The sequence below is a fragment of the Corynebacterium genitalium ATCC 33030 genome (genome assembly GCF_000143825.1).
GTDB lineage: Bacteria > Actinomycetota > Actinomycetes > Mycobacteriales > Mycobacteriaceae > Corynebacterium > Corynebacterium genitalium.
The window spans coordinates 860497-873184 of the sequence record NZ_CM000961.1 but is presented as its reverse complement, the minus strand read 5'-3'; the positions used below and the strand labels follow the sequence as shown (position 1 = coordinate 873184).

The following is a 12688-nucleotide window of genomic DNA, read 5'->3' as shown; positions in this document are numbered from 1 at the left end:
ATGAAACCTTAATCCCTCTCAGGAATGGTATATGTTATTCACTGTTAGGTCCACTAAGTAGTTTGACCTTGCATAATACTACGTATTTGCAGCTAGAACGTGTATGACGTTGGCGCCGATGCTTATGCGGTGCGACACGGAACGCAGATCAAAGCATGAAAAAGCGGGCTGATGCTTGGTTGCATCAACCCGCTCTTAGTTTTCGAGCGATTAGCTCTTAGCCGATGAAGTCAGCGACGTCGTCGCCCTTCTCAGTCGCACCGGACGGCACGGACTGAATCGGCTGGCGGCCTTCACCGGGGGCACCCGGCTGGCCCGTCGTGTTCACCACGCTCGGCTCGCCCGGCTCAGGCTTTTCGCCCGGCTGGTCCGGTTCACCCGGCTTACTTGGCTCACCTGGTTTACCCGGCTCACCTGGCTTGCCCGGTTCACCCGGCTTACCCGGAACCGGCGGGTTCGGGTTAGAGGAGCCCGAGTCCTTACCAAACAGCCAGATCAAACCCGGAACAACCGGAACCAAAAGCAGGAGCCACCACAGCTTCTTCTTGTCCCCGGAGCTACCCGGGTTCTCTGGCGTTTCACCAGGGGTGGTGGTCTCAGAAGTGGTCGTCTCCGACGTGGTGGTTTCCTCAGAGGTAGTGGTCTCCTCCGAGGTAGTGGTCTCCTCCGAGGTAGTGGTCTCCTCAGAGGTAGTGGTCTCCTCCGACGTGGTGGTTTCCTCAGAGGTAGTGGTCTCCTCCGAAGTAGTGGTTTCCTCAGAGGTAGTGGTCGGCGGGCTGGTTTCCTCCGACGTAGTAGTCGGCGGGGTGGTTTCCTCCGACGTAGTAGTCGGCGGGGTGCACTGCCCAGAGTTGGTGAGCGTCACAGCAACGTTCGAGGCATTCTCGTTCTCGATAGTGATCTGCTGCTGGGAGAACGCGGGCGCCTCGAAGGTAACATCTTCGATCGCCGGCTGAACCTCGCTGAATTCGACTACGGTGCCAGCCGGCAACATGTCGTAACCGCGGATAGTGTGGCCATTCTTCACGGTGTCGGTGTAGGTGATCACCTTTCCATCGCGCTCACCACGGCGTTCGCTCTCCGGGTACTTGTTCTCCTCGAAGCCTTCCGGCAGGGTGATCTTCACGTTGACTCGGTAGCCAGCTCCCCCAAGAGCACCGCAGGCCTCTCCGCCCTCGACCTGAACCTTCTTGGTCAGTGAGAAGGAACCCGTGTTGACACCTTCGATGGTGCCGTAGCCTTCGGTGTTCCAGAAGACTTCCGCCTCAGCGCTAGTGGTGGTTTCACCGGCCGTCACCTCGACAGTGTTCGAGTAAGTGTCACCTTCCAAAGTGACCGGGTTCAAACGCTGGGTCCAGTAAGTCAGGTGAATATCCTGGCCCTCTTGCCACTCACCAGTGTGGTCTACACCAGTTTCAGGATCCTTCCCCTTGAGCGGTTTGATCGTAACCGCCAGCTCCTTGCCGTTGTTCAAGATCTCGAAACTTGGATTCAAAGGATGAGTCTGGTTCTGGAGGTTTCGTTGGGAAGCACCCCTACGTTCTTCCCCCTGAACGGGCTCGATGGCGTTGATGTGCTTGTGGTTATCACTCGTAAGCGTATCTCTGATCACGATTTGATCGGAGCCCGCGAATGAGTCATACGGGATTAGGACGTTCCAGAGGAGGTACTCGTCGCTGAGTCCTGCAATGTGAGCACTCTTTTCCAGCTGGTCGACTGGGTTATATTTGTCGATCTTGCCCTGATCCTTCACACCACCAGGCACATTCGCACTGACGGTGCGCTCCTGATTGCCATTTACCGTGAACGGGTAGCTCTCCTCCGTATTGGCCTTTTCGGCCTGGGCGCGCAGCTCGATGACGCCCTTGACGTTGTCCTTTTCCTGGAATGCATTGTTCAGCGTACAAACAAGGGTCTGGGCGCCGTTCGCCACAGAGCACGTACCACCGACGACGCCACCCTCATCTTTAAGGTCGAACTCTGTTCCCGCCTGGGGCTTGAACGTTTCCGGGAAAGCCACTTCGAATGTATCGTCCGCTTTGAATGGAGCGTTTGCAGCCCAGTTCATGGAAACTGAGACGTTATTGCCTTTTACAATGTTGGGGTTTTCGTCCCCCGGCTCAGCCTGCTTAGTGATAGTTACATCCGAGATGGTTACGTCCACCGTATCGGCGTTAGCCGTCGGCACTTGTTTCATACCGAACGCTGCTGCCATCACTACGGCGACGACTGTCACCAGAGCGATCAGCGTTCGACGCAGGCCGACTGTCATGCCGGCTGCATTCTGATTGTTCATGTTCACTCCTGCTTCCTCTAGTTAGGATTCGGCTCAATACCGAAAAGGAGTGCTCGGTACCGCCGTAAACTCGTATCCTCTGCCTCTTATGACGTTGTTTTAAGCATGTTGACAGAGACGGTTGAGATCGTAGCACTGTTGATTAATAGGTCAAGTCTTCGCCAACATTCTTTTAGCGCACCCCCTCTCCCAGCTCAGTGACCGGCGGTTACATATAACCGAGCGCCAAAGTTTCCCAAATGATGTGCAAGTTTTCCGCGCTTCGGGCCTACACTTCTACAAAGTGCGTCAGGTTCCGCCCAGGTTCACGCCATGAAAACTTCGGGACTTTCACAATCAGGAGTTGCGGGCACGATCAGTCCCTATATGATTGACGCGGTAACTACATGCCATCGGTGCATGCTTCGTACCTCCTTGAGCAAGCCTAAGTCGCTAAACCCGTCGATTGTTCCGCTCGAATATACGGGGACCAACGCGCCCCACACGATGCTCACCCTCGAGAAGAAGAAAGCCGGGTAATGAAGAAACGTGCTGTCCACCGTGCCTTCGCTGTCGCGCTCGCGGCAGCGATCACGCTTCCGCCAATGAGCTTCGCTGAACCTGACGATCCAGCGCAAAACGTTTCCCAGGAGTGCGCTCGATTCCGCACCGACTACGACTTCAATACGTTTAACTGGGCCGGTTTCGAATGGGGCGTTCGCGAACGAAACCACTACATGCCATGGGGCGGACCGCAAGCAGCCGCTCCAGGAGAAGAAATCGGCAACTGGGTTAACGGTGCCTCAGTGAATGATGCGGGGGACCTCGCCGTGCGCAACGAAGGAATCCGCGGCGGTGTGGAGCTGATGACCACCGAATCGGTGGGGTATGGAACTTACACCCTCGAATACTCTGCCGACTTCGACCACATGGACCCCAGTAGCGTGTTGGGAATCTTCCTCTACGATCTCGCTGCACAGGTCGACGACACGCACCTCACCCAAGGCGGGTTCACTGAAATCGATTTCATTGAGATCAGCCGCTGGGGCGAAGAAGACTGGCCACTGCCGCATGCTGGCGTCACCTACTATCCCGACGATCTGACCAAGGCCCCGGAACCCGGTGACGGCATGTTCATCAGTGGATTCGATATCCCCGAGGGGCCGCAGAGGTTGACCACGGTCGCCGAGTGGCGCGAAGGTTTTCTCCGCGTGACGACGACAACCTCCGACGGCACTATATTGAGCGATGTCACAGCGACGGAACGGGTGCCGATCGACAACGGCACGCAACAGCTACACATCAATCTGTGGACTTCCGCAGCCAATGAGGAACTCTATCCTCAGGCTCAACCGGATGAGGTCGTCTTCCATTCGTTTACATTCAATCCCGATGCGTCCTGCCCAGAACCATCCCCGGAATCCACCGAAGAAAGCACACCGGCAAGCCCCACTGCCACCGAGGAGAGCGCTGAGCCAACCACCAGCTCCACCGATGCTCCGACAACAGCTCCGACGCCACCCGATTCGTCGACACCATCGGAGCCCTCGACAGCTCCACCACCTTCCAGCGCAGCCACGCCTACAACGACGGATAGCTCTGGAAACGTTGAGACGGATACCGCACCGTCAAAGCTTCCGTTGCCGGTTACTTATCCAAGTGAGTCCCCGTCCGCTCCCGCGTATGGCCGGCCTAACTCTGAAGGTGCTCGGCCTTCTGGTCCCCCCACTGCCCCATCCGCAGAGGGACGGCGACCGATTCAATCAGTGCCGTCCGGCGCGACGGCGTTGACGGATCCAACGGCGCGCTTCATCGGATAAGAACAATCAAGCGGGTCGGCTGCTGAACGCAGTCCACCCGCTTCTTTACGTCCAGCTCCATGTTCATTGATTCAGTTACCAAGCCTTGAAAGAGTCAAGATCGGCCCTGAATATCCATGCAGTTCTCACCCACTTGACGGGAAATAGAAGACGAGCCGAGGGAACGCTCCCTCAGCTCGCCTTTTCTAGGTAGTGGTTAGCTCCTAGCCGATGAAATCAGCAACTCCATCGCCCTTCTCAGTCGCACCAGACGGCACCGACTGAATCGGCTGACGCCCATCGCTGGGCGCACCAGGCTTCACCGGTTGTTCGGGAGTACCAGGCTGCGCCTGCTGGGGCTTGTCACCCTCGCGCGGCGTTTCGGGCTTCGGGTTGTCACCCGGCTTGCCTGGCTGCGGGGTGTCACCCGGCTTACCCGGTTGCGGGTTGTCATCCGGCTTACCCGGCGTCGGGGTGGAAGACGTACCCGGACCCTGGTTGAACAGCCAGATCAGACCCGGAATGACCGGAACCAAAAGCAGGAGCCACCACAGGTTCTTCTTGTCATCGGAGCTTCCCGGCTCCTCCGGGGTGTCCGTGCCCGGCGTATCGGTGCCAGGAGTGTCCGTGCCCGGCGTATCGGTGCCCGGGGTATCGGTGCCCGGGGTATCGGTGCCCGGAGTGGCTCCTGACGTGATCGGGTTCGAAAGGGCGATCTCGAAGCAGTCATTGCCCTTGATCTGGATCGTGACCGTCTTACCCTTATCCTTCACAGGCTTGTCTTTGATGTGGGGGTGGCCTTCCTTCACGATGAAGACCTCCTCGCCGTAACCGAAGCCCCCGAGGTTAGGCTTCTCGCCCTCAGAGAAAGTCACCTTGGTGCCGATCGGGAGGTGCGAGAATGCGATACCCCTCTCGTCGCCGCCGACAGCTGCGTAGGATTCGAGGTCTGCGTCGACGTTGAGCTTCACCTGCGCCTTGTTGTCTCCAACGAGCTCGAACTCTTTACCCTCAAGCACAGCCTCACGGTTGGTGCCCTCCGGGAACTCGAAGGTCATGTTGACCGGGAACTGCTTCCCCTCCGCAAGCTCCTTCGCTTTAGCCTTATCCTCATCGGTCAGCTTCGAGTAGTCGATCTGCTTTTTGATGTGGAACTCGCCCGGAACCGTCTTCCTGATCGGGTTCGTCAGCGTGACCTCGAAGCAATCGTCGCCTTCGAACTCAATGGTGACGGTCTTGCCCTCATCTTTCAGAACTCTTTGATCGCCAGGGGAGACCTGCTCAGCGATGAACCTCTCCTCGTCAAAGTGGAAACCCTCAAGCTCCGGCTTGCCGGTCTCCGAGAGGGTCACCTTGGTGCCTGCCGGGATCTCCGAGAACGCAAGTCCCCTTCCATCTGGGTAGTCGTCAGTACCAACGGCGAGATCGACGGTCTTGGTGTTGTTGCCATCCAGCCCAAGCTTCGCCGGAGCGGTCTCACCCTCCGGGAACTCGAACTCCATGGTCACCTCGAAGGTGGCGTCCTTCAGCTGCGCCTCCGCATCGGGCATATCCTCGTGAGCCAGGTTCGAGTCTTCGATTTCCTTCTTAATGTGGAACTCGCCCGGTTCCCCATCAGTGTGCGCCCGCTCAGACTCGTGCTGCTCGGCACGCTCTTCAGCCTCGGATTCGGCAGTCTTGGCCTGTTCCGACTCGCCGTGAACGTGCCCATCTTCAGTCGCGTTAGCTGTGGGAACAACATTGCCCCCGAAAGCTGCAGCGACGAAGACGGCGAAAACCGTCACCAACGCGATGAGGGTTGCACGCAGGCCTTTACGGCCCACGAGACTACGCTGCGCGTCCATGAATCACTCCTTGATTAGTCGATATCTGTTTCGTCCTGATGGCGATACCGACAAGAGTGATCGGCACGTCTCGAACGTCGCTCACAGTTTTAGTTTAAATTCTTAGGTAACTGTCAGAGCACGTTGAGCATCGTACCCAGTTTTCAATTATATGTAAAGGCTGACGGAGAACTTTCTACGAAATTCCTGAGCAAGGCTTAAATTGGTTCTGCAACAACGAATACGTTGTCTGCATAACCGAGCGTTCCACCGACGAACTCACCACCGCATGTGATCAACACGAGCTTGTTCTCACCAGTCGAATCATTCACCTCTTCAGGCAGAGCCCCCTCCTTGGAGGCGCGGAAGGGGGGTTTGGTGACGCGGTAGGTGTGGGTGGTGCCGTCGATAAGCACGGAGACCTCATCGCCCGCCGCAAGCTGCGTGAAGTTGTAAGCGAAACCCTGGCCCTGCGTCTGGTGGTTGACGTGCCCGGTGATCACGGTGGACCCCTTCGACTCCGGATCGCCCGGAATCGCGGACGACGCGTACCACCCGAGACGACTGACGTCCTCCGGCGGAATGAGCGCACCCTCAGCCGTCAGGCCCACCATCTCGACCGGCGCGGTGCCGATGCTCATCTGCAACGCCATCTCATTGATGTCCTCATGGCTTTGAGGGACCGGTTTGAGCTCCTCTTCCTGCTGACCGGAATCGTCGACATAGCCGTCCTCGATAATTTCGGGCGCCGCGCTCGTCTGAGGCTGCGGTGCTTCCGACGCCTCCTCTGTGTCGTCGCTTCCTCCCCACGGGATGAAAACAATGGCGCAAATCAGGGCGACTGCGCCGATTAGCGCAGCGAGGATCAGGGGCAGCTTCTTATTCGAGCTTTCGGTCGCTTCGCTTTCCCGGGTGTCATCCGGGTACTTACCGTAGGAAGTATCTTCGGGATCCGGCAGGTTCTTGGGGTTTGGTGTCGCAGTACTCATCGCGAAATATCCTAAATCATACTTGGGCTGGAAAGCGACATCGATACCCAAGCAATTGTCATTGTCTTGGGAGGAAACTAAAAGACGGGCTAAAGGATTTCTCCCTTCAGCCCGTCTTGCACGGTGAGCGGTTAATTTTTAGCCGATGAAGTCCGGGACGTTACCGCTCTTCGCAGTCGCGCCGGACGGCACAGACTGGATGGACTGGCGGCCGCCACCCGGCTTACCGGGCTGTGCGGGTTGCCCACCAGGGGCTCGTCCAGGCTGGCCGGACTCAGCCTGCTGGGGTTTGTCACCGCGTCCACCCTTGGGTTCATCGCCTTGCTTGCCCTTGGGTTTGTCACCCTGGCCTTCCGAACCACCTGGCTCGTCCGTAGCGGGCTTATCTCCCCGGCCCGGCGCTGGCTCACCCGGGGATGGCTTGCCCGGTGCCGGGTTCGAGGAACCGCCCGGGAAGTTGTCGATCAACCACTTACCGATCGGAATGACCGGGACCAGGAGCAGCAGCCACCACGGGAAGGCAGAAGAACCTTCCTTGTTGGCGTCGTCGTTGCCGTTGGTTCCGCCGTCGTCTTCACCGTCGGTTTCTCCGTCGGTTTCGCCGTTGTTGCCGTCGCCGTCGGTTCCGTCACCGTTGCCACCGGTCTCACCGTCATCGTCACCGTCGTTGGTTCCGTCACCGTTGCCACCGGTCTCGCCGTCATCGCCACCGGGGATGGTCTGCTCATCCGTGGTGGTCGGCTCCGGCTGCTCATCCGTCGTGGTCGGCTCCGGCTCCTCATCCGTGGTGGTCGGCTCCGGCTGCTCATCCGTGGTGGTCGGCTCCAGCTGCTCATCCGTGGTGGTCGGCTCCGGCTGCTCATCCGTCGTGGTCGGCTCCGGCTGCTCATCCGTGGTGGTCGGTTCCGGCTCCTCATCCGTGGTCGTCGGCTCCGGCTGCTCACCCGTGGTGGTCGGCTCCGGCTGCTCCTCCGTCGTGGTCGGCTCCGGCTCCTCATCCGTGGTCGTCGGCTCCGGCTCCTCGTCCGTCGTCGTCGGCTCCGGCTCCTCGTCCGTCGTGGTCGGTTCCGGCTCCTCGTCCGTCGTGGTCGGCTCCGGCTGCTCATCAGTCGTGGTCGGTTCCGGCTGCTCCTCCGTCGTGGTCGGCTCCGGCTCCTCGTCCGTCGTCGTCGGTTCCGGCTGCTCATCAGTCGTGGTCGGCTCCGGCTGCTCCTCCGTCGTGGTCGGCTCCGGCTCCTCATCCGTCGTGGTCGGCTCCGGCTGCTCATCAGTCGTGGTCGGCTCCGGCTCCTCGTCCGTCGTGGTCGGCTCCGGCTGCTCATCCGTTGTCGTCGGCTCCGGCTCCTCATCCGTCGTGGTCGGCTCCGGCTCCTCGTCCGTTGTGGTCGGCTCCGGCTCCTCATCCGTCGTGGTCGGCTCCGGTTCCTCGTCCGTCGTGGTCGGTTCCGGCTGCTCATCCGTCGTGGTCGGCACCGGCTCCTCGTCCGTTGTGGTCGGCTCCGGCTCCTCGTCCGTTGTGGTCGGTTCCGGCTCCTCGTCCGTCGTGGTCGGCTCCGGCTCCTCGTCCGTTGTGGTCGGCTCCGGCTGCTCCTCCGTGGTGGTCGGCTCCGGCTGTTCCGTTGTAGGCTGCGGACAAGACTCGATCCTATTGGTCAGCTCGATAGTCGCATTCTCTGCGGCGTTCTCGATCGTCACGGTCTGGCCCGGGCTGTAATCCGGATCAGCGAATTCAACACCTGCGATGTCCGGCTTCACCTCAGTAATGGTAACTTTCGAACCCTGCGGCAGAGAGTCGTAACCGGTGAGCGTCGTACCGGGCCGAAGGGCCGCGGTATAAGAAATCTTGCCGTCGGCGGGCTGCGCCTCAGTCTGCTTGACCGTTCCCGGGAACTGGAAGTTCGGCCCGACCGAGTCCCTCACGTCGATGTCGACCTGGACCGTAAAGGGCTCCTCGATTCGTGCAATGCACTCCTGCTCACCGATCACGGTCTTCGTCAGTGCGAATGAGCCGCGCTCAACACCCGCACCCGCTGCAGCAGCAGCGGCGTCGTAGGTGTGCTCCCCAGCGTTGCGCTCCTCAGCCGCAGTCGTGGTCTCGATGCCCTGCGAGTCAGTAACAACGACGTTCGCCGAGTTTTCGAACTTATCACGGTCCTTCGGGTCACCGACGAATTCCGTCTGGTAGGTGATCTTCAGATCCCACTCTGGGTTCCAGCCACCCCTCCGAGGGGCGATGTCCGCAGCGAAACCGCGACCCCCATCCTGGGCGGTGACGTTGCTGTTCGGCCACGCCTGATTCTTGCGACTCAGATCCTCCTGGTAAACGTACACAACCCTGTTGGGGTCATCAAACCCGACGTAGGCGTGGTTTCGGCTTTGCAGCTGGTCAGTGATGCGGACAGACCTGGCCTGACCGTTCTCATCAGTGAGGTTCTCAGCGGGGATGATGATCGTCCAGTCGATGACATTGTTTACGTAATCGATGGTTCCGTACTTCGAAACGCGGTCTTCTTTGCCTTCCGGCAGCACGTACGGCACCACGCTGCCGCCAGGGATAGCAACGGAGAGCGGTTCACCGCCCGGTACGGTGTTGAACTTCCAATCCGGGCCTGGGGTCTCACCGAGCCCCACACTCAGGCCGATCGAGCCAGTCACACTATCCTGATTGATGTCCCGGTTGAAGGTGCAAACCAGGGTTCGTTCCTGCACTTCGCACGACCCAGCCTCTTGACCCGACACGCTGAACGGCAGCTTGTTAGCAGGCGGCAGGATCTCTGTCGGGAAGTCGATGGACATTGTCTGGCCCTGCTCAATGGTGCCGTTTGCCGTCCACGGGAAGCTGAGGCTCACACGGTCACGCGTATCCAACTGCTTGTCAATCGGCTGACCGTTCTGCGTCACTGTCGGCTGCCCAAAGGTCACCGGTGCCGGGTTAGCATTCTGGGCCTCCGAGCTCGGCACAAGATTGAACATGGCTCCTGTAATGAACAGAGCAAATGCCGTCACTACGGCAACCAAAGTCCTGAGCAGGCCAGCAATTTGCACGCCGCGTTGTTGATCTTTCAAGGGTCGCTCCCAATCGTGATTTGCAATTTGGCCCGAGACCCGGACATCTTCCGTGAGAATCGTTTTACTTCCTCCGGAACTCGCACCGAGCCCACATGGCCGCCTCCGCCTGTTCCAAGGCGGTATACAGCTTAGAAGTTATCACGTACAGGACATTGCCGGATAGTCCCCATGGCAATAACTTCATTGATGGAGCAAGAAAGTCGACTGGGAAGGCTCCGTCGAAAAGCGAAAAGCTTTCACCGCTCCATGATGTCGTTGCGCACGATCGTCTGGTCGCGGCCCGGACCCACACCGATGTAGGACATGGGGGCACCGGAGAGCTCCTCGAGACGCAGAACGTAATCCTGGGCGCGCTGCGGCAAATCGGAGAACTCCCTACAGCCGGTGATGTCCTCGTCCCAGGCGGGCATGGTCTCGAAGATCGGCTCCGCGTGGTGGAACTCGGACTGGGTCAACGGCATCTCGTCGTGGCGCACACCGTCGACGTCGTAGGCCACGCAGATCGGAATCTCACCGATGCCGGTGAGCACGTCCAGCTTGGTCAGGAAGTAATCGGTGAAGCCGTTGACGCGCGCGGCGTAACGGGCGATGACGGCGTCGTACCAGCCGCAGCGGCGCTTACGACCGGTGTTCACGCCGACCTCGCCGCCGACTTCCTGCAGGTAGTCGCCCCACTTGTCAAAGAGCTCCGTCGGGAACGGGCCCGCACCCACACGCGTGGTGTAGGCCTTGACAATGCCCAGCACGCCCGTGATCTGCGTCGGACCGATGCCGGAACCGACGCACGCGCCGCCCGCCGTCGGGTTCGAGCTGGTCACAAACGGGTAGGTGCCGTGGTCAACATCCAACATGGTGGCTTGGCCGCCTTCCATGAGGATGTGGTGGCCTTGGGCGAGGGCGTCGTTAAGCGTGCGCTCCGCATCGATGACCATGGGCTTGACGCGCTCGGCGTACCCCATGAAATAGTCCATGATCGCGTCGACCTCGATGGCCTTGCGGTTGTACATCTTCACCAGCATCTGGTTCTTCACGTCCAGGGCGGACTCGATCTTCTGGCGCAGGATGGACTCGTCGAACAGGTCCTGCACGCGGATGCCCACGCGCGCGACCTTATCCGCATACGTCGGACCGATGCCGCGCCCCGTCGTGCCGATCGCGCGTTTGCCCAGGAATCGCTCCTGCACGCGGTCGAGCGTCTGGTGGTACGGCGTGACCAGGTGCGCATTGGAGCTGATCCGCAGGCGCGACGCGTTGGCGCCGCGGGCCTCCAGGCCGTCGATCTCCTCGAACAGCGCCTCGAGGTTGACCACCACGCCATTGCCCAGCACAGGAGTCGCGTTTTCAGACAAGACGCCCGCCGGCAGCAGCTTGAGCTCGTACTTCTCGCCGCCGACGACCACCGTGTGACCAGCGTTGTTGCCGCCGTTGGGTTTGACCACGTAATCGACCTTGCCGCCGAGGATGTCCGTGGCCTTACCCTTGCCCTCGTCGCCCCACTGCGCGCCGACAATGATGATCGCAGCCATGATTCGCTCCTTTGCGCTGGTTCGCGTCAAATTCCAGCGTCATTGTAGCGTGATGCGCATGCAGCTCATTCATTGCGCGTGCGCGTCCGGGGTCACGGTTCCAGGCGCTTCCGCCCATTCGCTTGCCGACGTCCCCACCCGCCGCGACCTCACCTTCCTCGACTCTTTAGCCGCGTCGCTTTTGCCCGGTGGCACCGTTCCTTCCCTAACGGAGATCACGTCCTCGCCGTCGGTGCCGCACATGGGGGAGCCGGCGTTGGCCGGGCAGGCGCCGTTAGAGCGCTTACGGGTCGTGGTGTCCGGGTCTGATGCTGCCCTGGGAGCTGTACTGACGCGAATGATGCGGGCCGACTATATGTGGGCCGAGGTCGCCTACGTACCCGTTGATGTGGGGTCGCCGGCTGCGGTGCTGTGGGGGTTGTCTGAACTATCTACGTCCGATGCAGTCGCGTTGGCCGTGTCGGGCGGCGTTGCGCCGCTGCCGTGCATTCGGAATGACTCCGGTGTCGTCGTCGCCGGGTCTGCTGTTATTGGCAGCGCCGATGGAGGCCCATATATAGGTGAGGTTGTTGTCGACCAAGACGTGCTGCTGTTCAACGAGTCTGCGTCGCCGGGTGTGCCGGGCCCCTACGGGGTGCGGCTCGTGCCGACAGTTGGCGCGCCCGGCCTGGCCGCCGCCCAACTGGTGACTCCCGCGTCCGGAGTGCGGCGGCGTTTCCGGCGCGACGTGCCGCCGTCGGTTACGGATCCCTCGACCGTGTTGTCCGGGCGAGCGCTCCAGGCCGGAGGGCCGGCGATCGCTGTCACCGTCGACGGAGCGCAGGCGCCGAGGGCCGCCAACCGCGTAACGTTCTACCGGCACTTGAGGGATATTCAGGCAGTGCGGGCTTAGTTCACGGGAGGGTCCTCCGCGTAAAACGACGGCGAATTTTCCCGGGTGCCGCTTTCCGCCGATATGTGATTTATCTCACATTATCGGGTTTACAGGCGGCCTGTGACCTTTTCGTTACCTGGGCGAGACTGTCCGTTAGTTACCTGCGAGTGCACACCTGCACGTTTGCGCTGGTAACCGTTTATGGCGCGACATATTAACCATTTCTGTGACGTGCGCCCTCAATCTTTCGATTGATCTATGGGCAGTGGGGGTCCGCCGGTGCAGCCGCAGCGATCCATGGCTACGTTGGTGGTTGTTCGATTTCGACAAACC

At 60.2% G+C, this 12688-nt stretch carries 7 protein-coding genes; 2 read left to right on the top strand and 5 right to left on the bottom strand.

What is annotated here, in order from left to right; translation table 11 throughout:
* Positions 1-217: 217 nt before the first annotated feature.
* Complete coding sequence (locus tag HMPREF0291_RS04055; protein WP_005288349.1) at positions 218-2296, bottom strand: Ig-like domain-containing protein; 2079 nt, start codon at positions 2294-2296, stop codon at positions 218-220.
* Positions 2297-2814: 518 nt separating this feature from the next.
* Between HMPREF0291_RS04055 and HMPREF0291_RS04050 the strand changes: the two genes are divergently transcribed.
* Positions 2815-4095 carry a hypothetical protein gene (locus HMPREF0291_RS04050; protein WP_005288339.1) on the top strand — a complete coding sequence of 427 codons (1281 nt, stop codon included), beginning with the start codon at positions 2815-2817 and terminating at the stop codon, positions 4093-4095.
* Positions 4096-4298: 203 nt separating this feature from the next.
* On the opposite strand, the gene HMPREF0291_RS04045 is transcribed toward HMPREF0291_RS04050, so the two are convergent.
* The 4 genes from HMPREF0291_RS04045 to HMPREF0291_RS04030 all read right to left on the bottom strand — a co-directional run bounded on the left by HMPREF0291_RS04045 (position 4299) and on the right by HMPREF0291_RS04030 (position 11481).
* Positions 4299-5918 carry a DUF5979 domain-containing protein gene (locus HMPREF0291_RS04045; RefSeq protein WP_040423478.1) on the bottom strand — a complete coding sequence of 540 codons (1620 nt, stop codon included), beginning with the start codon at positions 5916-5918 and terminating at the stop codon, positions 4299-4301.
* A gap of 197 nt (positions 5919-6115) precedes the next feature.
* Complete coding sequence (locus HMPREF0291_RS04040; protein WP_050748783.1) at positions 6116-6886, bottom strand: class F sortase; 771 nt, start codon at positions 6884-6886, stop codon at positions 6116-6118.
* Between the two features lie 138 nt (positions 6887-7024).
* The gene (locus HMPREF0291_RS11950; RefSeq protein WP_198002216.1) at positions 7025-9892 is read right to left on the bottom strand and encodes a hypothetical protein; all 2868 of its coding nucleotides are present in this window, start codon (positions 9890-9892) and stop codon (positions 7025-7027) included.
* Between the two features lie 299 nt (positions 9893-10191).
* Positions 10192-11481 carry an adenylosuccinate synthase gene (locus HMPREF0291_RS04030; RefSeq protein WP_005288329.1) on the bottom strand — a complete coding sequence of 430 codons (1290 nt, stop codon included), beginning with the start codon at positions 11479-11481 and terminating at the stop codon, positions 10192-10194.
* Positions 11482-11539: 58 nt separating this feature from the next.
* On the opposite strand from HMPREF0291_RS04030, the gene HMPREF0291_RS04025 reads away from it, so the two are divergent.
* A complete protein-coding gene (locus HMPREF0291_RS04025; protein WP_040424155.1) occupies positions 11540-12373 on the top strand; it encodes a hypothetical protein in 834 nt (277 codons plus the stop codon).
* Positions 12374-12688 lie beyond the last annotated feature (315 nt).